Source organism: Agrococcus sp. GW821-FHT14H11, from assembly GCF_058803545.1.
Map to the genome: position 1 here is coordinate 106,930 of NZ_JBXAPA010000007.1, position 18,639 is coordinate 125,568.

Below are 18,639 nucleotides of genomic sequence, written 5' to 3' on the forward strand. Positions count from 1 at the left end.
CGGAGCATTCCCGCGGGGTTCGCGTCGCTGCGTGGGAAGTCGGAGGGCCGGTCAGGCCGGCGGGCCCTCCATGTGGAAGAAGTCGATGATGTGGCCGTCGGGATCCGTGAGCTGGCCGCCGTACATGCCCCACTCGTTCTCCTCGACCGGCTTGGAGAGCGTACCGCCCGCCGCCGCGCCGGCGGCGCCGAACGCGTCGACCTCCTCGCGGCTGCCGAGCAGCATCGCGAGCAGGTTCTCGAGGGAGCCGCGCGGGGCGCGCTGCTGGTCGCCGACGAGGAACCCGTCGAAGCGGTCGCGCTCGAGCAGCATGATCGCGACCTCGTCGCTGACCGTCATGCAGCTCGTCGTCTCGTCGCTGAAGTCGGGGTTGCGCGTGAAGCCGAGCGCCTCGTAGAACGCCGTCGACCGCGCGATCTCCTCGACCGCGTAGTTGGGGAACACCATCCGGACCGCCATGGTCGCTCCTGACACCTCGCCCATCGTGTGAACGGCGTTCACATTAGGCCCGGCGGCCGGGTAGCGTCAAGGGGTGGCACGATCCGGCTACTTCCACGGCGACCTGCGCCGCGCCCTCCTCGACGCGGGCCTCGATGCCGCGCGCGCGGGCGGCCCGGAGGCGGTGAGCCTGCGGGAGCTCGCGCGCACGGTGGGCGTCGCGCCCTCGGCGGTGTACCGGCACTTCGCGAGCCACGAGCAGCTCATCGGCGCGATCGCGCGCCGCTCGCTCGCGATGGTCGCGGATGCGATGGAGGACGAGCTCGCGCGCGTGCCGACCGGCGACGCGACCGCGTGGGCCGACGGCGCGATCGCCGCGGTCGGGCTCGGGTACGTGCGGTTCGCGTGGCGGGAGCCCGGGCTCTTCCGCCTCGCCTTCCGCGCGCACGGCGACCTCGAGGCGGCGCACGACGAGGCGGCGCGCGGCGCGAGCGGGCGCACGCCCTACGAGCAGCTCGAGCGCGCGCTCGATGCGCTCGAGGCCGTCGGCGAGCTGCCCCGCGAGCAGCGGCCCGGCGCCGAGGCGCTCGCGTGGTCGGCCGTGCACGGCTTCGCGACGCTGACCGTGGAGGGCCCGCTGCGCTCGCTCGACGAGCGCACGCGCGAGGCGCTGTCGTGGCGGATCGTCGAGATGGTGCGGCTCGGCCTCTCGGCCACGGCGCCGGAGCCGGGGCCGGCGTGAGCGGAGCCGGCTCCCCCGCCGCCTCCTGACTGCGCCCGCGCGCTGTGCTATCAAGAGGGCATGGCCCCCGCCCCGGCACGTGAGCGCGACCCGGACGACCCGTACTTCACGCGGGTCCTCACGCTGCCGAACGTCATCACGCTCGCGCGGCTGCTCCTGCTGGCCCCCGTCTGCTGGCTGATCGTCGCGGGTGCGGATGGGTCGTGGCTGCCGGTCGTGCTGCTGGCGCTCTGGGCGTCGACCGACTGGATCGACGGGGTGCTCGCGCGCGCCATGGACCAGACGTCGCGCGTCGGCGAGGTGATGGACCCGGTCGCCGACCGCATCGGCATCATCGGCGTGACGCTGTCGCTCGCGATCGCGGGCGCCGTCGACTGGTGGATCCTCGCCGTCATCGCGGGCGTCGACGTCATCGCGGTCGCCTTCGCCGGGCGCGCGGCGCGCGACGGCAGCATCCACGTGTCGTGGCTCGGGAAGGTGCGCACCGCGCTCATGCTCACGGCCGTCGTGCTGCTGCTGGTCGGCCACACGGTGCTGCCATGGGTGACGCCGATCGCGATGACGCTCATGCTGCTCGGGCTCGGCCTGCACGTGATCGCGTGCGTCGACTACATCCTGCAGGCGCGTCGCCTGCGACGGGTGCAGACTGGTGCACTGGCGCGGCCCGCTGCGGGCGACGCGCACGCGCAGGACGACACCGAGGAGGCGCGATGACCGAGTGGCACGAGGACCGCGAGCGGCTCGCGGCGCAGGTCGAGGACCTGCTGGCGGGCTGGCACGAGTCGGTCGAGCGCGTGCCGGGCGAGGACGGCGAGCCCGACACGCTCGTCGCCCGCGACGGCGACCGGGTGGCGGCGATCCTGCCGCTCGACGAGGAGAGCGTCGAGGAGATGGTCGACGCGGAGGCCGAGGGCGAGCTCGCGCAGTGGCTGCGCGACGAGCTGGCCGAGGACGCCGACCGCGACGACGACGACCTCGACGACGACGAGGACGACGACCTCGAGGCCGCCGCCGACGCGTGGCTCGGCGACGACGCCGACGGCGACGGCGACGCGGCCGTCGACACCTCCGCAGCGGCGGACGACGACGACGATGACGACGACTTCGACCTCGACGACTGGGACGACCCCGAGGCCGACGCGCTCATCGACGAGCTGCCCGCCTGAGCGGGCGCCGCGCGATCCGGCCCTGGCCGTCGCGCCGCTTCGGTGCGACGCTGGCCGCATGACCGAGAGCACCGACCCCCGGCTCGTGACGCTGCAGCCGACGACGATCGCGGCGATCCGCGAGACCGTCCCGATGGCGGGCATCACCGACTTCTTCGACCGCGCCTACCGGACGGTCGTGCGCGTGATGGCGAGCCAGGACATCCACCCCACCGGCGCGCCGGTCGGCGTCTACTGGTCGGCGCCGACCGACACGATCGAGATGAGCGCCGGCTTCCCCGCCGACGCGGCCGACGCGTCCGAGGAGGGCGTCGCGGCGGAGCGGCTGCCCGCCGGCCGCGCCGTGCAGCTGACGCATGCCGGCGCCTACGGCACGATGCGGGCGTCGTACGACCGGCTCGCGGCCTGGGCCGAGGAGCAGGGGCTGCCGCTCGGGCCGGTGATGTGGGAGACGTACCTCACGGAGCCGCGGCCCGACGTCGACCCCGCCTCGATGCGCACCCTGATCACGTGGCCGCTGCAGGAGCCCGCCGGATCCTGATCCGGGCGGATGCGGAATCCGGGCGGCCCGCCGCGCGTTGGCCGTCAGCATGCAGATCGACATCTGGTCAGACGTGGCGTGCCCGTGGTGCTTCATCGGCAAGCGGAGGTTCGAGGCGGCGCTCGCCGCCTGGGAGCACCGCGACGAGGTGGAGGTGACGTGGCACTCGTTCCAGCTCGACCCGAGCCTCCCCGAGCGCTACGACGGCACCGAGGTCGAGTACCTCTCGACCCGCAAGGGGATGCCCGTCGAGCAGGTGCGTCAGATGATCGAGCACGTCGGCGAGCAGGCGGCCGGCGAGGGCCTGCGCTACGACTTCGACCGGCTCGTGGTCGCCAACAGCCTGCGCGCGCACCAGCTGCTGCACCTCGCGAAGGCGCACGGGCGCGGCGACGCCGTGAAGGAGGCGCTGCTCTCGGCGCACTTCGAGCGCGGCATCGACATCGGCGACGTCGACGCCCTCGCGGCGCTGGGCGCGGAGGCGGGCCTCGACGAGCACGAGGTGCGCGAGGCGCTCGGCGACGAGCGCTTCCTGCCCGCGGTGCGTGCCGACATCGCGCAGGCGCGGGAGCTCGGGGTCAACGGCGTGCCGTTCTTCGTCTTCGACATGCGGCTCGGGCTCTCGGGCGCGCAGCCGGTGCAGGTCTTCACGCAGGCGCTCGAGCAGGCTCGCGCGCTCGAGCTCGAGGGCGCGACCGCCGAGCGCTGAGCGGCGGTCGCCGCGCTCAGCCCGGGCGCCTCGCGAGGTAGACCCACTCGCGCCCCGGGCGGTCGGGCGCGTCGCGCACATCGACCACCTCGAGCCCGGCGCGCGCGAGCGACGCCTCGATCGCGGCGCGCGGCCGGAAGCGCAGCGTCGTGGTGGAGTCGATGCGCGTGCCGTCCCGGTGGAAGACCGTCGGCGACGAGAAGGTGACGAGCTCGCCGTCGACGCCCGTGACCTCGATCCACTCCTCCACCTGCCCCTCGTGCGGCACGTCGACGACCTGCCGCGTCGCATCCGGGGTCCACTCGAGCCACGCCCGCCGCTCGGGCCTGCGCGACTCGAGCACGAGCGTGCCGCCGGGCCGGAGCGCCCGCCGCGCCGCGACGAGCACCGAGAGCCAGTCGAGGTCGTCGAGGAAGACCTGCGCGACGTTGGCCGTCATCGTGACGACGTCGACGCCCGAGCGACCCCGCGCATCCGCCCGCGTCGCCGCGTCGGCGAGGCCGACGACCCAGCGCACCGCGTCGGCGCCGGGCTTCGCCCGGGCGACGGCGACGGATGCGGCGGCCGGGTCGACGCCGGTGACGTCGAGCCCGCGGGCGGCGAGCATGAGCGCGAAGGTGCCGGTGCCGCAGCCGATGTCGAGCGCCGAGCGGGCGCCCAGCTCGTCGACGACGATCCGCTCGTAGACCTCGAGGTCGGAGCGGTCGGCGTCGAGCGCGTCGTAGACCGCCGCGAGCCTCGGATCGCCGAAGATCGCGTCGACCACGGCCGGCTCAGCCCCGTCGCGCCGTCAGCGCCGCGCGATGCGAGCGGCGACGGCGTCGCGGAGCATGCCCTCGACCGCCGCCTGCCGCAGGTCGCCCGTGGTCGGCTCGTCGCCGGTGGTGCCGTCGATCGCGCGGCCGACCATGCCGGCCTTCGCGTCGAGCAGCTCGGCGATGCGCGTGTCGATCGTCTGCGCCGCGAGGATGCGCCACACGGTGACCGGCATCGACTGGCCGATGCGGTGGATGCGGTCGATCGCCTGCGTCTGCTCGGCGTCGGTCCAGGAGAGCTCGGCGAGCACCATGTCGGCGGCTGCCTGCAGGTTGACGCCCACGCCCGCCGCCATGAGCGAGCAGACGATGACCTGCACCGAGTCGTCGTTCGTGAACGCGTCGATCGCCCTCTGGCGCTGCGTCGGCGTCTGGTCGCCGCGGATCGAGACCGTCTTGATGCCGGCCTTCGCGAGCGTCTGCTCGGCGGCGTCGAGGACGTCGATGTGCTTGGCGAAGAAGACCACCTTGCCCACCGAGTGCGCGAGCTGGCCCGCGTAGTCGGCGGCGAGCTCGGCCTTCGCGCGGCCGATGCGGCGGGCGAGCGCGAAGACGTTCTCGCCCGTGCTGCCCTCCTGCGTCTCGACCTCGCTGCGGGCGATGCGGTGCACGAGCTCGTCGTCGACGCGGCTGTCGTCGCGCGCGTCGGCGGAGCGCTGCTCCATCGCGGCGTCGTAGCGGCGCAGCATGCGGTCGACGAGCTCGCGCTCGGCGGCGCGGATGGAGCGGCCGGATGCCTCGTCGAGCTCGACGGGGATGTCGGCGATGCGGCGGGCCGGGATGTCGGCGGCGACGTCGATCTTGCGGCGGCGCACGATGCCCATGTCGATCACGGCGCGGCGCGCGGCCGGGTAGAAGCCGCGGTCCATCGGCGTCAGGCCGATCTGCTCGAGGTCGTCGGTGAGCTCGGCGTTCGGCTCCTTCTGGTCGATCCAGCCGAGGAACCGCCAGATCGCCCCGAAGTCCTCGATGTCGTTGATGAGCGGGGTGCCCGTCAGCGCCATGAGCAGCGGGTTGCCGACGCGCTCGCGCAGCGCCGCGGCGATCTGCAGCACGTGGCGCGACCGCTTCGAGCGGGTGTTCTTGATGAAGTGGGCCTCGTCGACGACCATGCCGCGGAAGCCGAAGCGCTCGAGCCAGCCGATGTGCCGGTCGAGCACCTCGTAGTTGACGACCACGACGTCGGCGAACGCGTCGAGCTGGTCGCCGTCGCCCTGCAGCACGGCGGCGCGGCGGCCGGGCACCCAGCGCTCGGTCTCGCGCGCCCAGTTGATCTTCACGACGCTCGGCGCGACGACGAGCAGCGGGAACGCATCCGCCGCCTGCGCGGCGAGCAGCGCCTGCGCGGTCTTGCCGAGGCCCGGCTCGTCGGCGAGCAGGAACGTGCGGTGCCCCTCGCGGGCGGCCTGCACGAGCTCGGCCTGGTGGTGCATGAGCTGCTTGCCGCCGGGCGCGATGCGCTGCTTGGGCTGCGGCAGGGGCATGCACGCGGGCCGGCCGTCGGCCGCGACCTCGAACGAGAGGAACAGCGGAGAGAGCAGGTCGAAGCCGGCGAGGCGGTCGCGCTCGGGCTTGCGGCGCACGTGCGACAGGTCGGGCTCGAGGAACGGGTTGGCGAGCTGCACGCGCCGCACCGAGGGCGGCACGACCTGCGGCGCCTGCGGCTCGGTCTGCTCGGGCTCGGGCGCCGAGGAGACCTCGGGCTCGGGCTCGATGCCCGCGGCGAGCAGCATCTCGCGCTTGCGCTCGCGCACGGCGTCGGTGAGGGGCGCGCCCTCGCCGAGCAAGGGCAGCAGCGTGGGCTCGCGGCTCGCGGCCTTCGCGAGGATGACGGCGATGCCGTCGAGGCGCTTGAGCTCCTCGGCGCGCTGCGCGTCGGTGAGCTCCTTGTCGGCGCGCACGCGGGCGCGCTCCTCGCGGGCGAGGATCGCGACGACCTGCAGCTTCGTGCGGGTCGAGCGCGATGCCGCGCCGCGCTTCACGCCGGCTTCGACCTGCCGGACGGCGCGGGCGAGCTGCGGGATGAGCGCGTCGCGCTCGCGCGACGGGGCGTCGGGGGATGCGTCCGTCTCGGGAGCATCGATGGTTGCGGCGTCGGCCACATGTCCTCCGTTCGAGGCGGGGCCGGCGATGCGGGCCCCAGGCGTTCAGGCTGCGACGTCGCCCGCGGAGCGCGGGCGGCTGATCGAGCCGGCGACGGCGGCTGCGGTGCACGGGCGGGGCCGCGATGCGGCTCCGGCGGTGACCGGCGGGCTGTCGCCTGCCACCATGCTACCCGCTCCGCGCCGGCGCGCGCTCCTGAGCCCCACCGGGCGCGCTGACCGGCCGCGCAGGGCGCTCCCCCGCCCCGACGCTCTCCCCCGCGGTCTCAGCCGCCGACGACGCCCGCGAGCCGGTCGATCGAGGCGAGCAGGTTGGCCGGCTGCGTGCGCTGCGCGCGCGGGATGCGCTGCTCGTCGTGCAGGTCGGTCCAGTCGTAGGTGTGCGTCACGCGGGTGCCCGTGCCCTCGGGCTCGAGCTCCCAGCGCCACACGTGGCCGATGGGCGGCGAGCCGGGCTCGGCGGGCTTCCACGCGATCGTGCGGCCCTCCTCGAACTCCACGACGTGGTTCTCGCGCACCGCGCCCTGCGTCAGCGTCATCGAGAAGACGTCGCCGACGCCCCGCACGCGCTGGCCGTCGGGCGCCTCGGCGAGGTTGTCGTTGCCGTCCCACGCCGGCTGCCTGGCCGGGTCGGCGATGTGCTCGAAGATGACGTCGGCGGGAGCCTCGATGATGCGGCTCGCCTGCACGACTCGGGAGACCTCGGTGTCGCTCATGGATCGATCGAACCATGCGCGCGGCCGAGCGCGCCATCGCGGCCCGGCCCGGCGCATCCGCTTCCTGACCGCCCGGCCATTGAAGCGACGGTCGAAGCGGAGTAGACACGAGGCAACGACGACGGAGGGAGCGGCCATGACCGCGGAGGCCTCGCGCAGGTACCCGATCTTCCCGCCGTTCACCGAGTGGGTGGATGCGTTCGCGCTGCTCGGCGGCTGGGACGGCAGGGGCCCGCTGCCCGGCATCCGGGTGGAGGAGCTCATGGAGGACGGCGCCTTCGTCGTGCACGCCGAGCTGCCGGGGCTGAACCCGGCGCGCGACATCGACGTGACGGTCGAGCACGGCGTGCTCACGATCCACGCCGAGCGGCACCCCGACAAGCGCGAGAAGCAGCGCTCGGAGTTCCGCTACGGCGCGCTCGCCCGCGCGGTGCGGCTGCCGCAGGGCACGAAGGACGACGAGATCACCGCCTCCTACGAGGACGGCGTGCTCACCGTGCGCGTCGGCCTCGACCGCGTGCCCGCGAAGACCCGCCACATCCCGGTCGAGCGGCGCTGAGCGGCGTGCCGGCCGAGCGCACCGACGACGGGCGGTGGATCGTCGTCGACGGGCGCCGCTGGCGCGCGGAGGATCCGTCGTTGGCGGCGGATGCGTCGGCGCGGCTGCGCTCGCACCTCGGCCGGGCGCGCTCGGCCGTGCGGCTCGCGGGCGACGACGCCTCGAGGCGGGCGGCGCGCGACCGCGTGCAGCTGGCGAAGGAGGGCCTCGGCGAACGCGGGGACGCCTGGTGGGAGCTCGGCGAGGCGGAGCGCGCCGAGCGGGCGCGCGAGCGGCTGGCGCGCCTCGACGAGCTCGCGCCGCCGGAGGCCTGAGGCGGGCCGCCGCCTCAGAGCAGCGAGAGGCTCGCGGCACCCGCGAAGCCGACGACGGTCGCGAGGCCCGCGCCCGTGCCGCCCTTCGCGCGGGCCTCGGGGATCATCGCGTCGACGAGCATCACGAGCAGCGCACCCGCGGCGAAGCCGTCGACGACCCCCGTGAGCGCCGGCGGCGCGCCCTCGGCGATCGCGCGCCCGCCGACGGCGGCGAGCGTGCAGACGACGGCGACGCCCAGCCACAGCAGCAGCACGAAGCGGCGCGAGCGTCCGGCGCGGAGCATGTCGGCCGAGGAGCCGACCGACTCCGGCAGGTTGGAGATGAAGACCGCCGCCAGCAGCGCCGCGCTCACGCCGTCGCCTGCGGCGAGCCCGATGCCGAGCACCGCCTGCTCGGGCACGCCGTCGAGCAGCGCGCCGAGGGCGAGCGGCACGCCCGCCGTGCCGTGGCCGCGGTTGCTGCGGCGGCCGGAGCCCGCCTCGAGGGCGCGGTCGGCGAAGAAGAAGGTGAGCGCTCCCGCGGCGAGGCCGGCGCCGACCGCGAGCGGCCCGCCCTCGGCGAGGCCGCCCTCCGCGAGCTCGAACGCGACGGCCGCGATGAGCGCGCCCGCCCCGAACGCGAGCACGATGCCGACCACCGCATCCGACCAGCGCCGCAGCATCGCGAGCGCGGCGCCGACCACGAGCGACGACGTCGCGACCGCACCCCACAGCAGCGCGTCGAGCACGGTCGGCGTCCCGCGGCTCAGCTCGCGGTCGTCGCGCGCAGCTCGTCGAGCGCCCGCTCGAGGCGGCGCTGCCGGGTGGCGTCGGCCTTGGCGTCGGCGATGCCCCGAGCGAGCTCCTTGCGGCGCGACGGCGCGAGACCCGCGAAGGCGGCGGCCGCGGTCGGATCGGCGTCGAGCGCCGCCGCGAGCTCCTGCGGCAGCTCGACCTCGCGCTCGGCCCGGTCGAGCGCGACGACCGCCTCGACCTCGTCGCCCTCGTCGACGCCGAGCGCCGCGCGCCGCTCCTTCGACAGGCCGAGCAGGTTCTCGCCGCCCATCTGCCCGATGCGCGTGCGCACGGTGGCGTCGCCGATGCTCAGCGTGACGGGCGCGTTCCTCGCGCCGCCGAGCGAGGCGACCTGCTCGTCGGTGAGGATGATCGCTGCGGCCGGCCCGCGGCGCTCGACGGTGGTGCGGATGCGGAGCTCGCTCATGCGCGCCAGCGTAGGCCGCGCCGACGGCCGTGCACCAGCGTCACGAGCGCTTCCGGAGCGCCGACTCCTTGTGGGCCGCCCTCGCCCCCGTCTTCGCCGACTCGACGACGTAGTACGGCTCCTCCTCGGAGGCGCGGAACTGCTGCCCGTCGAGCTGGAAGTCGCTCGTGCGGCGCTCCACCACGCTGCCGTGCGTCTCGCCCTGGCTCGTGCTCCAGCGCACCTCGTCGCCCTTCCGGAACCCCATGGCCGCTCCCCTCGCTCGTGTGCCGCACGCTACGCCCGGCTCCCGAGCGGCGCCTGGGCGGCGCGGCTAGGGTCGGCCCATGGGGCGACGGATGTTCGCGGCCGTGGTGCCGCCGGAGGACGTGCGGGAGGATCTCGCCGCGTTCCTCGAGCCCCGCGAGGGCCTGCGCTGGACGCCCTCGGATCGCCTGCACCTCACCCTCGCGTTCCTGCCCGACCTGCCGGAGCGCATCCTCGAGCCCCTGCAGGAGCGCCTGCGCGCCGCCGTGCTCGACGTGCCGCCGTTCGCGTGCCGGCTGGCCGGGGCGGGTGCGTTCCCCGACCCGGATCGCCCGGCCGTGCTCTGGCTCGGCGTCGACCGCGGCCATGCCGAGCTCGAGCACCTCGCGCAGCGCGTGCGCACCGCCGCGAGCGTCGCGGGCGCCGCGCCCGACGGTCGGCGATTCGTGCCGCACGTGACGCTCGCGCGGCCGCCGCGCCACCGCAGCGCGCTCCGCTGGCTGCGCGTGCTCGACACCTACGCCTCGCGCACCTGGACGGTCGACGAGGTCGAGCTCATCGAGTCGCAGCTGCTCGGCCGCCCGCACCAGCCGCGGCACCTCGGCGTCGCGACGCTGCCGCTCGGCGGCTGACGCTCGCGCACCGCCCTACCGCCGGGGCGCCCCGTGCGGTAGGAACGCAGCATGACGGCTGCACAGCGATGGCTCGACGGCTACATCCGCGCGTGGGAGACGAAGGACCCGGCCGACGTGCGCGCGATCTTCGCCGACGACGCCGAGTACTGGTTCCGGCCCGACGACCCCTCGCCGCTGCGCGGCATCGACGCGATCGTCGAGATGTGGCGCACGGAGCGCGAGCCGACGGCGCCGCAGCACGACCTGCGCGTGCTCATCGAGGACGCGCGGCTCGCGATCGTCACCGGCACGGTCTCGTACCCGGGCCACGAGTCGTACGCGAACCTGTGGGAGGTGCACCTCGCGCCCGACGGCCGCGCGCGGCGCTTCGTCGAGTGGTACATGACGCTGCCGAAGCCCGCCGCCGGCAGCCCCGACGCCGACTGACCTCCCGCACGCCGTCGCTCGACCGGCTCCGTGCGAGTCCGGCCGGATAGTCCGGTCGGCGACGCACCTGGCCGGTCGACGAACGGGCGGCCGCCCGCAGCACGCGACCGCGACCCCGCGGGCCGCCTCATGCGGCCAGCGCGACCTCCATCAGCCCCCACGGGCTGCCGTACTCCTCGAGCTTGTCGAGGAACGGCTTCGGCGGCATCGCCTCCGGCCCGAGCACGCCCGAGCCCGACCAGACGCCGGTCGCGAGCAGCTCGAGCGCGATCACGGGGTTGATCGCCGTCTGCCAGACGACGCACTGGTGCCCGTACTCGGCCATCGACCACGCGTTGTCGACCACGTGGTACAGGTAGGTCGAGCGCGGCTCGCCGTCCTTCCCGGTGCCGCGCACCCACACGCCGGCGCACGTCTTGCCCGTCATCACCGGGCCGATGGATGCGGGATCCGGCAGGCAGGCGGCCACGACGTCTCGCGGCGAGACCTCGACGCCGCCGACCCGCACCTTCTCGGTGCGGTCGAGCCCGAGCGTGTGGAGCGTCTGCAGCACGCCGATGAACTCGGCACCGAGCCCGTACTTGAAGGTGACGCGCTCGCAGTCGAGCCAGCGCGGCATGAGCAGCACCTCCTCGTGCTCGACGTTGACGCACTCGACCGGGCCGATGCCCTCGGGGAAGTCGAAGACCTCGGGCTCGCTGAAGGGCGGCGTCGTGTACCAGCCGCCGTCGACGCCGGTGCGCGAGCGCTCCCAGATGACGGGCGGGTTGAGGCACTCCTCGATGGTCGTCCAGATGGAGAACGAGGGCGCGAAGATCTCGTTGCCGTCGTCGTCGTGCACGGCGAGGTTCGCGCCGTCGCGCGTGCCGAGCTCGGTGATCGACGAGAAGAGCTCGTCGGCGGCGTAGCGCGCGAGCACGTCCGACAGGCCCGGCTCCACGCCCATGCCCACGAGCGCGAGCCGGCCCGCAGACTCCCAGGCCCCTGCCTTCGCGAACTGCGCGTCGCCGAGCTTCACGCCGACCTTCGCGTAGGGCTCGTCGGGGTGCCGCGTCGACAGGCTCATCGCCATGTCGAGGTAGTCGGCGCCGGCTGCGAGCGCGCCGTCGAAGATGGGCATCACGAAGCGCGGGTCGACCGCGTTCATGACGTGCGTGATGCCGTGCTCGCGGCACAGCGCCGCGACCGAGTCGGGGTCGGAGGCGTCGACCTGCGCCGCGCTGAAGCGCGCGTCGACGGCCGCGGCGCGCTCGGCGCGCGCTGCGTCGTAGTCGGCGATCACGATCGCCTCGAAGAAGTCGCGCCGGGCCGCGATCGCGGCGAACGCGCCGCCGACGCCTCCGGCTCCCACCAGCAGGATCCGCATGGACGATGCTCCCTCCGCCGGCTCCGGCCGCGCGGCCGCGCGACACGAGAAGCCGGATTCAGCGCGACTCTAGCGCCAGAACGACGGAATCAGTAGTCTCACCCAGCAAGAAGCGCGGATACAGCACCCGACACCGGGACGCACCCACGGCATCCGCCGCATTGCCCAGAGGGAGCCGTCGTGACCCGCAGCACCACCCCCGTCGCCGACGGCAGAGCGCAGCTGAAGCCGAACGCCATCGGCTTCTTCGACGCGCTCGTCATCGGCCTCGCCTCCACCTCCCCCGCCTACACGATCGCCGCGATCATCGGCGGGCTCGTGCTCTACACCGGCGTGCACGCCCCCGGCATCATGCTGGCGAGCTTCCTGCCGATGCTGCTCATCGCCTCCGCCTTCTACTACCTCAACACCGTCGACCAGGACTGCGGCACCACCTTCTCGTGGGTGACGCGCGCGATGGGCCCCTGGTTCGGCTGGATCGGCGGCTGGGCGATCGCGATGACCGGCGTGCTCATCGTCGGATCGCTCGCCGAGGTCGCCGCCCGCTACGCGCTGCTCACCTTCGGGCTCGAGGATCTCGCCTACGACCCCGTGCTCATCCGCGTGCTCACCGTGATCGTCATCCTCGTCATGACCGCCATCTGCGTCTGGGGCACCGAGATCTCGGCCCGGCTGCAGAACGTGCTCATCGTCTTCCAGGTGCTGTCGCTGCTCACCTTCGCCGTCGTGGCGCTCGTGCAGGTCTTCACCAACACGTCGGCGTACGAGTCGATCACCCCCTCGTGGGAGTGGCTGAACCCGTTCGGCGGCGGCTGGGAGGGCGTGACGGCGGGCCTGCTGCTGGGCGTCTTCGCCTACTGGGGCTGGGAGTCGGCGGTCAACCTCACCGAGGAGACCACCAACTCCTCGCAGTCGCCCGGCAAGGCCGCGATCTGGTCGACAGTCGTGCTCGTCATCACGTACCTCTCGGTCACGATCGCCGTGGTCGCGCTCGCCGGCGAGGCGTTCCTCGCCGAGACCGCCGACGAGGAGGACGCGATCTTCCAGGTGCTCGCCTCCGACACGATGGGCCCGTTCGCGTGGATCGTGATGCTGTCGGTCTCGACCTCGGCCCTCGCGTCGACGCAGACGACGATCATCCCCGCGTCCCGCACGGGCCTCAGCATGGCCCGCCGCCGCGCGCTGCCCGCGATGTTCGGGCACATCCACCCCCGCTTCCGGACGCCGGATGTGTCGACCTGGTGGGTCGCGGGCATCGCGATCGCGTACTACCTGGTCGTGGGCCTGCTGAGCGAGACGGCGCTCTGGGACACGCTCACCGCGCTCGGCCTGCTGATCGCGTTCTACTACGCGCTCACCGGCATCGCGTGCGCGATCTACTTCCGCAAGCGCCTCATGTCGAGCGCGAAGAGCTTCCTGCTCATCGGCGTGGGCCCCGTGATCGGCTCGCTGCTGCTCATCTGGCTGCTCGTCTCGGCGATCATCGACTACGGCAACCCCGAGAACGCCTACACCGAGACCCCCTGGTTCGGCCTCGGCCCGCCCCTCGTGATCGGCATCGGCATCTTCGCCACCGGCGTCGTGCTGATGATCATCTGGTACTTCCGCGACCGGCGCTTCTGGGAGGAGCGGCCGAGCACCGCCGAGCAGACCATCGTGCGGGTCGACGCCACCCGCGACGGAGAGGGGACGCGCGCATGAGCATCGTGCTCGGCTACGACGAGTCGCCCGGCGCCCGGGCGGCGCTCACCACCGCGATCGACGTCGCCCGCCGCTTCGGCGAGCAGCTCGTGATCGTCTACGGCACCGCGCCGCCCGGGGCTCCCGGCGACGAGCTGCGCACGCACGAGGCGGCGCTCGCGCAGCTCGGCGGCGAGGCGATCAGCCACGCGCTCGCCGCGGCCGAGGAGGCCGGCGTCGACGCGATCACCCAGCTCGTCTCGGCGAAGCCGGTGGATGCGCTGCTCGAGCAGGCGGACGCCCACGACGCGAGCGTGATCGTCGTCGGCACGTGGGGCGAGAGCCCGCTGCAGGGCGCCATCCTCGGCTCGACGCCGCACAAGCTGCTGCACCGCAGCCGGCGCCCGGTGCTCTGCGTGCCGATCCCCGACTGACCGCCCGACGCGCGGCGGCGCGGCCGTGCGCCTCCGCGCGCATCCGGCACGCCGCCCCAGGCACCCCGACGACACGAACGAGGAGACGAGACGCATGAGCACGCCCGCCGACCACCTGTGGATGCACTTCACCCGGATGGCAGGCGCCGACGCGGCGCCGGTCATCGTGCGCGGCGAGGGCGCCTACATCTGGGACGACCGGGGGAAGCGCTACCTCGACGGGCTCGCCGGGCTGTTCGTCAACCAGCTCGGGCACGGCCGCGCCGACCTCGCCGCTGTCGCGGCCGACCAGGCGTCGACGCTTGCGTACTTCCCGCTCTGGTCGTACGCGCATCCGACCGCCGTCGAGCTCGCCGACCGCATCGCGGCGCTCGCGCCCGGCGACCTCGACCGCGTCTTCTTCACGAGCGGCGGCGGCGAGGCCGTCGAGAGCGCGTGGAAGCTCGCGAAGAACTACTACCGGCTCACCGGCAGGCCGCAGAAGCACAAGGTCATCAGCCGCGCGATCGCCTACCACGGCACCACGCACGGGGCGCTGTCGATCACGGGCCTGCCGTCGCTCAAGCAGATGTTCGAGCCGCTCGTGCCGTCGACCTTCCGGGTGCCGAACACCAACCTGTACCGGGCGCCGATCCACCGCGACGACCCCGAGGCGTTCGGCCGCTGGGCGGCCGACCAGATCGCGGTCGCGATCGAGCAGGAGGGGCCCGAGACGGTCGCGGCGGTCTTCCTCGAGCCGGTGCAGAACGCCGGCGGGTGCTTCCCGCCGCCGCCGGGCTACTTCGAGCGGGTGCGAGAGATCTGCGACGAGCACGACGTGCTGCTCGTCTCGGACGAGGTGATCTGCGCCTTCGGGCGGCTCGGCACGATGTTCGGCGCGGAGCGCTACGGCTACCAGCCCGACATCATCACGTGCGCGAAGGGGCTCACCTCCGGCTACGCGCCGCTCGGGGCGATGATCGCGAGCGCGAGGCTCTTCGAGCCGTTCGCGCAGCCGGGCGCGATGTTCGCGCACGGCTACACCTTCGGCGGTCACCCGGTCGCGACGGCCGTGGGCCTGCGCAACCTGCAGATCTTCGAGGAGGAGGGCGTGCTCGAGCACGTGCGCGCCAACGAGGGCGCCTTCCGGGCGACGCTCGAGCGCCTCACCGACCTGCCGATCGTCGGCGACGTGCGCGGCGACGGCTACTTCTACGGGATCGAGATGGTGAAGGACAAGGCCACCCGCGAGACGTTCGACGAGGCCGAGAGCGAGCGGCTGCTGCGCGGCTTCCTGTCGACCGCGCTGTTCGACGCAGGCCTCTACTGCCGCGCCGACGACCGCGGCGACCCGGTCATCCAGCTCTCCCCGCCGCTCATCTGCGACCAGTCGCACTTCGACGAGATCGAGCAGATCCTGCGCGGTGTGCTGACCGAGGCATGGGCGCGGCTGTGAGCCTCCCCGACGCCCAGGACAAGGCGATCATCGCCGAGCTGCAGCGCGACGGCCGCGCGCCCTACTCGGCGATCGCCGACGCCGTCGGGCTGAGCGAGACGGCGGTGCGCAACCGGGTGAAGCGCCTCACCGACTCGGGCGTGATGCAGATCGTCGCCGTCACCGACCCGACCCAGCTCGGGTTCGCGCGCCAGGCGATGATCGGCATCCGCGCATCCGGTGCCCTCGAGCCGCTCGCCGAGTCGCTCGCGGCGCTGCCCGAGGTCGACTACGTCGTCATCACCGCCGGCAGCTACGACGTGCTCGTCGAGGTCGTCTGCGAGAGCGACGCGCACCTGCTCGAGCTCGTCTCGCAGCGCATCCGCTCGATCGAGGGCGTGCGCGAGACCGACACCCTGATGTACCTGAAGCTGCAGAAGCAGAGCTACGCGTGGGGCGTGCGGTAGCGCGTCGCGTCACTCGCGCGTCAGCAGGTCTGGTCGGACAGGCCCGACCGGTGCATGATGGCCGGCATGGACCACTACCTGATCTCGTTCCCGAGCGCCTCGATGGTGCTGACCGACGAGGAGTTCCCGGATGTCGTGCGCGACTCGCACGCGGTGATCGAGGAGGCGAAGGCGGCCGGCGTCTACGTCTTCGGCGGCGGCATCGACGAGAGCGTCGACCCCGTGCTCGTGCACGCCGACGGCGCGACGTCGCCGGCGACGACGCACCTCGACGGCGGCTTCTGCGTGCTGAGGCTCGGCTCGCGCGAGGAGGCCGAGTCGTGGGCTGCGCGCATCGCCCAGGGATGCCGCACGCCGCAGGAGCTGCGGGCGTTCCAGTACGACCCGGCCAGCTGAGGCGAGCGGCGGCCGGCCCGGGTCTGCCGACTAGCTGGCGCCGAGCACCACGTGGGCGATGAGGTGGTCGAGCTTGCGGACGTCGACGCCCTTGCCGACCTTGATCTTGATGTGCCCCGCCCTCGTCCAGAGCTCGAGCTCAGCGTTGAAGTCGAGCGTGCCGGCGTTCTCCGACGACCACATGTTCACCGAGGAGTACGGCAGCGAGTACATCTCGACCTTCTTGCCGGTCATCCCCTGCGCGTCGCGGACGATCAGACGCTTGGTCGTGAAGACCGCGGAGTCGCGGAAGGTCTTGTAGGCGGCGATCGGCTGCTCGCCCTGCACGAGCATCGGCATCACGTCGTCGGGGATGGGGCATTCGGCGACGAACGTCCAAGCGGTGATGGCGGCGGTGGTCTCGATGGACATGAGGACTCCTCGGTGCAGTCGTGGGGACCCCTCAGACGCTAGAGCAACCCTCAGACATCGCGCGCATGGTGCTTGCGCGACCACCGCCGACGCTGGCGCTCAGCGCTCCGCGACCCTGCCGGCCTCGACGTGCCAGCGACGGTCCGTGCGCACCGTCTCGAGCATCCGCCGGTCGTGCGTGACGAGCAGCAGCGTGCCGTCGTAGGTGTCGAGCGCCTGCTCGAGCTGCTCGATCGCCGCGAGGTCGAGGTGGTTCGTGGGCTCGTCGAGCACGAGCAGGTTGACGCCGCGCGCCTGCAGGAGCGCCATCGCCGCGCGCGTGCGCTCGCCGGGCGAGAGCTCGTCGACGGGGCGGCCGACGTGGTCGGCGCGCAGGCCGAACTTCGCCAGCAGCGTGCGCACCTCGCCCGACGTCATCTCGGGCACGAGCCCCTCGAAGGCGGCGGCGAGCGGCGTCGCGCCCGCGAGCAGCGAGCGCGCCTGGTCGATCTCGCCGACCTGCACGCTCGCGCCGAGGCTCGCGGTGCCCTCGTCGGGCTCGCGCCGGCCGAGGAGGGCGCGCAGCAGCGTCGACTTGCCGGCGCCGTTGGGGCCGGTGATGCCGATCCGCTCCCCCGCGTTGACCTGCAGCGACACCGGGCCGAGCGTGAAGTCGCCCTGCCGGATCACCGCGCCGCTCAGCGTCGAGACGACGGTGCTCGAGCGGGGCGCGGCCCCGATCGCGAACTGCAGCTCCCACTCCTTGCGCGGCTCCTCGACCTCCTCGAGGCGCGCGATGCGGCTCTCCATCTGCCGCACCTTCTGCGCCTGCTTCTCGCTCGACTCGGTCATCGCGCGGCGGCGGTTCTTGTCGTTGTCGGGTGCCTTCTTCATGGCGTTCCGCACGCCCTGGCTCGACCACTCGCGCTGGGTGCGGGCGCGGGCGACGAGGTCGGCCTTCTTGTCGGCGAACTCGTCGTACTGCTCGCGCGCGTGCCGGCGGAGCGTCGCGCGCTCCTCGAGGTAGGCGTCGTAGCCGCCGCCGTAGACGCGGTTGGTCGACTGCGCGAGGTCGAGCTCGAGCACGCGCGTCACGCAGCGCGCGAGGAACTCGCGGTCGTGGCTGACGAGCACCACCCCGCCCCGCAGGCCCTGCACGAACGCCTCGAGCCGCTCGAGCCCGTCGAGGTCGAGGTCGTTCGTGGGCTCGTCGAGCAGCACGATGTCGAAGCGGCTGAGCAGCAGCGCCGCGAGGCCGACGCGCGCCGCCTGCCCGCCCGAGAGCGAGGTCATGAGCGCCTGCTCGGGGTCGCCGTCGAGCTCGAGGCCGAGGTCGGCGAGCACGATCGGGATCCGCTCCTCGAGGTCGGCGGCGCCGCTCGCGAGCCAGCGATCGAGTGCGGCGGAGTAGGCGTCGGATGGGTCGACGCCGGCGGGTGCGAGGCTCGGGTCGCCGAGGGCGAGGGCCGCGGCATCCATGGCAGCCGTCGCCAGCGCGCACCCCGTGCGCCGGGCGATGTAGCCCACGACCGTCTCGCCCTCGACGCGCTCGTGCTCCTGCGGCAGCCAGCCGACGAACGCGTCGGCCGGCGCCAGCTGCACGGTGCCCGCCTGCGGCTCGGCCTCGCCGCCGAGGATGCGCAGCAGCGTCGACTTGCCGGCGCCGTTCGCGCCGACCACGCCGACGACGTCGCCGGGCGCGACGGTGAGGTCAAGCGAGTCGAAGAGCGTGCGGTGGCCGTGCCCGCCGGCGAGGCCCTGCGCGACGAGCGTTGCGGTCATCCCTCGATTCTCGCAGGCGGCAGTCGCCGTCGCGGCCGCTCCCCCGTCGATCGAGCGTTCTCCACAGCGGCCGACGCGCTGCGCCCCGCGCCCGCGGGGC

The 18,639-nt window shown here is 73.6% G+C and carries 24 protein-coding genes; 14 read left to right on the top strand and 10 right to left on the bottom strand.

Going from position 1 to position 18,639, the window contains the following annotated elements; translation table 11 throughout:
* Positions 1-51 precede the first annotated feature (51 nt).
* Complete coding sequence (locus AC1RNL_RS09400) at positions 52-459, bottom strand: VOC family protein (protein WP_128188882.1); 408 nt, start codon at positions 457-459, stop codon at positions 52-54.
* A 73-nt stretch (positions 460-532) separates the two neighbouring features.
* Between AC1RNL_RS09400 and AC1RNL_RS09405 the strand changes: the two genes are divergently transcribed.
* The 5 genes from AC1RNL_RS09405 to AC1RNL_RS09425 are packed head-to-tail and all read left to right on the top strand — an operon-like array spanning position 533 to position 3,596.
* Entirely contained in the window at positions 533-1,180 is a 648-nt protein-coding gene (locus tag AC1RNL_RS09405) for a TetR/AcrR family transcriptional regulator (RefSeq protein ID WP_246991769.1), read from the top strand.
* Between the two features lie 60 nt (positions 1,181-1,240).
* Positions 1,241-1,894: a CDP-alcohol phosphatidyltransferase family protein gene (locus AC1RNL_RS09410; RefSeq protein ID WP_246991771.1), complete on the top strand. Its 654-nt coding sequence runs from the start codon at positions 1,241-1,243 to the stop codon at positions 1,892-1,894.
* The gene (locus AC1RNL_RS09415; protein ID WP_246991772.1) at positions 1,891-2,346 is read left to right on the top strand and encodes a hypothetical protein; all 456 of its coding nucleotides are present in this window, start codon (positions 1,891-1,893) and stop codon (positions 2,344-2,346) included. Before AC1RNL_RS09410 ends, AC1RNL_RS09415 begins: the two co-directional genes overlap by 4 nt.
* 58 nt (positions 2,347-2,404) lie before the next feature.
* Positions 2,405-2,887, top strand: coding sequence for a GyrI-like domain-containing protein (locus AC1RNL_RS09420; protein WP_492935062.1), 483 nt, complete (start codon positions 2,405-2,407; stop codon positions 2,885-2,887).
* A gap of 49 nt (positions 2,888-2,936) precedes the next feature.
* On the top strand, positions 2,937-3,596 hold the full coding sequence (locus AC1RNL_RS09425; protein WP_492935063.1) for a DsbA family oxidoreductase: 660 nt from the start codon (positions 2,937-2,939) through the stop codon (positions 3,594-3,596).
* A gap of 16 nt (positions 3,597-3,612) precedes the next feature.
* On the opposite strand, the gene AC1RNL_RS09430 is transcribed toward AC1RNL_RS09425, so the two are convergent.
* The 3 genes from AC1RNL_RS09430 to AC1RNL_RS09440 all read right to left on the bottom strand — a co-directional run bounded on the left by AC1RNL_RS09430 (position 3,613) and on the right by AC1RNL_RS09440 (position 7,229).
* Positions 3,613-4,362: a class I SAM-dependent methyltransferase gene (locus AC1RNL_RS09430; RefSeq protein ID WP_492935064.1), complete on the bottom strand. Its 750-nt coding sequence runs from the start codon at positions 4,360-4,362 to the stop codon at positions 3,613-3,615.
* 24 nt (positions 4,363-4,386) lie between these two features.
* Entirely contained in the window at positions 4,387-6,513 is a 2,127-nt protein-coding gene (locus tag AC1RNL_RS09435) for a DEAD/DEAH box helicase (protein WP_492935065.1), read from the bottom strand.
* A gap of 266 nt (positions 6,514-6,779) precedes the next feature.
* Complete coding sequence (locus AC1RNL_RS09440) at positions 6,780-7,229, bottom strand: SRPBCC family protein (protein WP_128188875.1); 450 nt, start codon at positions 7,227-7,229, stop codon at positions 6,780-6,782.
* A gap of 136 nt (positions 7,230-7,365) precedes the next feature.
* On the opposite strand from AC1RNL_RS09440, the gene AC1RNL_RS09445 reads away from it, so the two are divergent.
* Together AC1RNL_RS09445 and AC1RNL_RS09450 are read left to right on the top strand one after the other, a co-directional pair.
* Complete coding sequence (locus AC1RNL_RS09445; protein WP_246991780.1) at positions 7,366-7,788, top strand: Hsp20/alpha crystallin family protein; 423 nt, start codon at positions 7,366-7,368, stop codon at positions 7,786-7,788.
* A gap of 5 nt (positions 7,789-7,793) precedes the next feature.
* Positions 7,794-8,102 (top strand): biopolymer transporter Tol, encoded by a 309-nt coding sequence (locus AC1RNL_RS09450; RefSeq protein WP_146356622.1) that lies wholly within the window; start codon positions 7,794-7,796, stop codon positions 8,100-8,102.
* Positions 8,103-8,116: 14 nt separating this feature from the next.
* On the opposite strand, the gene AC1RNL_RS09455 is transcribed toward AC1RNL_RS09450, so the two are convergent.
* From AC1RNL_RS09455 to AC1RNL_RS09465, 3 genes are read right to left on the bottom strand one after another with little or no spacing between them, the layout of a single operon-like run.
* On the bottom strand, positions 8,117-8,830 hold the full coding sequence (locus AC1RNL_RS09455) for a ZIP family metal transporter (protein WP_492935066.1): 714 nt from the start codon (positions 8,828-8,830) through the stop codon (positions 8,117-8,119).
* A gap of 17 nt (positions 8,831-8,847) precedes the next feature.
* A complete protein-coding gene (locus AC1RNL_RS09460) occupies positions 8,848-9,303 on the bottom strand; it encodes a DUF1905 domain-containing protein (protein ID WP_492935067.1) in 456 nt (151 codons plus the stop codon).
* A gap of 40 nt (positions 9,304-9,343) precedes the next feature.
* Positions 9,344-9,550, bottom strand: a complete 207-nt coding sequence (locus AC1RNL_RS09465; protein WP_246991786.1) for a hypervirulence associated TUDOR domain-containing protein — start codon at positions 9,548-9,550, stop codon at positions 9,344-9,346.
* Positions 9,551-9,629: 79 nt separating this feature from the next.
* Between AC1RNL_RS09465 and thpR the strand changes: the two genes are divergently transcribed.
* Both thpR and AC1RNL_RS09475 read left to right on the top strand, forming a co-directional pair.
* On the top strand, positions 9,630-10,181 hold the full coding sequence (gene thpR / locus AC1RNL_RS09470) for an RNA 2',3'-cyclic phosphodiesterase (RefSeq protein WP_492935068.1): 552 nt from the start codon (positions 9,630-9,632) through the stop codon (positions 10,179-10,181).
* 51 nt (positions 10,182-10,232) lie between these two features.
* Positions 10,233-10,610 carry a nuclear transport factor 2 family protein gene (locus tag AC1RNL_RS09475; RefSeq protein ID WP_128188869.1) on the top strand — a complete coding sequence of 126 codons (378 nt, stop codon included), beginning with the start codon at positions 10,233-10,235 and terminating at the stop codon, positions 10,608-10,610.
* Positions 10,611-10,737: 127 nt separating this feature from the next.
* Here the strand turns inward: AC1RNL_RS09475 and AC1RNL_RS09480 are convergent, their stop codons facing one another.
* The gene (locus AC1RNL_RS09480; RefSeq protein WP_492935069.1) at positions 10,738-11,976 is read right to left on the bottom strand and encodes a saccharopine dehydrogenase family protein; all 1,239 of its coding nucleotides are present in this window, start codon (positions 11,974-11,976) and stop codon (positions 10,738-10,740) included.
* 180 nt (positions 11,977-12,156) lie between these two features.
* Between AC1RNL_RS09480 and AC1RNL_RS09485 the strand changes: the two genes are divergently transcribed.
* The 5 genes from AC1RNL_RS09485 (at position 12,157) to AC1RNL_RS09505 (ending at position 16,367) form a co-directional block, all read left to right on the top strand.
* A complete protein-coding gene (locus AC1RNL_RS09485) occupies positions 12,157-13,677 on the top strand; it encodes an APC family permease (protein WP_492935070.1) in 1,521 nt (506 codons plus the stop codon).
* The gene (locus AC1RNL_RS09490; protein WP_128188866.1) at positions 13,674-14,090 is read left to right on the top strand and encodes a universal stress protein; all 417 of its coding nucleotides are present in this window, start codon (positions 13,674-13,676) and stop codon (positions 14,088-14,090) included. The genes AC1RNL_RS09485 and AC1RNL_RS09490 overlap by 4 nt, the downstream gene beginning before the upstream one ends.
* A 94-nt stretch (positions 14,091-14,184) precedes the next feature.
* Positions 14,185-15,525, top strand: a complete 1,341-nt coding sequence (locus tag AC1RNL_RS09495) for an aspartate aminotransferase family protein (protein ID WP_246991789.1) — start codon at positions 14,185-14,187, stop codon at positions 15,523-15,525.
* Positions 15,510-15,971, top strand: coding sequence for an Lrp/AsnC family transcriptional regulator (locus AC1RNL_RS09500; protein ID WP_128188864.1), 462 nt, complete (start codon positions 15,510-15,512; stop codon positions 15,969-15,971). Before AC1RNL_RS09495 ends, AC1RNL_RS09500 begins: the two co-directional genes overlap by 16 nt.
* 66 nt (positions 15,972-16,037) lie before the next feature.
* Positions 16,038-16,367 carry a YciI family protein gene (locus AC1RNL_RS09505; RefSeq protein WP_246991791.1) on the top strand — a complete coding sequence of 110 codons (330 nt, stop codon included), beginning with the start codon at positions 16,038-16,040 and terminating at the stop codon, positions 16,365-16,367.
* Positions 16,368-16,397: 30 nt separating this feature from the next.
* Here AC1RNL_RS09505 and AC1RNL_RS09510 read toward each other — a convergent pair whose 3' ends face one another.
* Entirely contained in the window at positions 16,398-16,778 is a 381-nt protein-coding gene (locus tag AC1RNL_RS09510; RefSeq protein WP_128188862.1) for a PH domain-containing protein, read from the bottom strand.
* A 99-nt stretch (positions 16,779-16,877) separates the two neighbouring features.
* Entirely contained in the window at positions 16,878-18,539 is a 1,662-nt protein-coding gene (locus AC1RNL_RS09515; RefSeq protein WP_492935071.1) for an ABC-F family ATP-binding cassette domain-containing protein, read from the bottom strand.
* Positions 18,540-18,639 lie beyond the last annotated feature (100 nt).

Coding starts and splice junctions, on each gene's coding strand:
- AC1RNL_RS09400 (WP_128188882.1), bottom strand. CDS start 459: ATGGCGGTCCGGATGGTGTTCCCCAACTACGCGGTCGAGGAGATCGCG.
- AC1RNL_RS09410 (WP_246991771.1), top strand. CDS start 1,241: ATGGCCCCCGCCCCGGCACGTGAGCGCGACCCGGACGACCCGTACTTC.
- AC1RNL_RS09415 (WP_246991772.1), top strand. CDS start 1,891: ATGACCGAGTGGCACGAGGACCGCGAGCGGCTCGCGGCGCAGGTCGAG.
- AC1RNL_RS09420 (WP_492935062.1), top strand. CDS start 2,405: ATGACCGAGAGCACCGACCCCCGGCTCGTGACGCTGCAGCCGACGACG.
- AC1RNL_RS09425 (WP_492935063.1), top strand. CDS start 2,937: ATGCAGATCGACATCTGGTCAGACGTGGCGTGCCCGTGGTGCTTCATC.
- AC1RNL_RS09440 (WP_128188875.1), bottom strand. CDS start 7,229: ATGAGCGACACCGAGGTCTCCCGAGTCGTGCAGGCGAGCCGCATCATC.
- AC1RNL_RS09445 (WP_246991780.1), top strand. CDS start 7,366: ATGACCGCGGAGGCCTCGCGCAGGTACCCGATCTTCCCGCCGTTCACC.
- AC1RNL_RS09460 (WP_492935067.1), bottom strand. CDS start 9,303: ATGAGCGAGCTCCGCATCCGCACCACCGTCGAGCGCCGCGGGCCGGCC.
- AC1RNL_RS09465 (WP_246991786.1), bottom strand. CDS start 9,550: ATGGGGTTCCGGAAGGGCGACGAGGTGCGCTGGAGCACGAGCCAGGGC.
- thpR (WP_492935068.1), top strand. CDS start 9,630: ATGGGGCGACGGATGTTCGCGGCCGTGGTGCCGCCGGAGGACGTGCGG.
- AC1RNL_RS09475 (WP_128188869.1), top strand. CDS start 10,233: ATGACGGCTGCACAGCGATGGCTCGACGGCTACATCCGCGCGTGGGAG.
- AC1RNL_RS09480 (WP_492935069.1), bottom strand. CDS start 11,976: ATGCGGATCCTGCTGGTGGGAGCCGGAGGCGTCGGCGGCGCGTTCGCC.
- AC1RNL_RS09490 (WP_128188866.1), top strand. CDS start 13,674: ATGAGCATCGTGCTCGGCTACGACGAGTCGCCCGGCGCCCGGGCGGCG.
- AC1RNL_RS09495 (WP_246991789.1), top strand. CDS start 14,185: ATGAGCACGCCCGCCGACCACCTGTGGATGCACTTCACCCGGATGGCA.
- AC1RNL_RS09500 (WP_128188864.1), top strand. CDS start 15,510: ATGGGCGCGGCTGTGAGCCTCCCCGACGCCCAGGACAAGGCGATCATC.
- AC1RNL_RS09505 (WP_246991791.1), top strand. CDS start 16,038: ATGGACCACTACCTGATCTCGTTCCCGAGCGCCTCGATGGTGCTGACC.
- AC1RNL_RS09510 (WP_128188862.1), bottom strand. CDS start 16,778: ATGTCCATCGAGACCACCGCCGCCATCACCGCTTGGACGTTCGTCGCC.
- AC1RNL_RS09515 (WP_492935071.1), bottom strand. CDS start 18,539: ATGACCGCAACGCTCGTCGCGCAGGGCCTCGCCGGCGGGCACGGCCAC.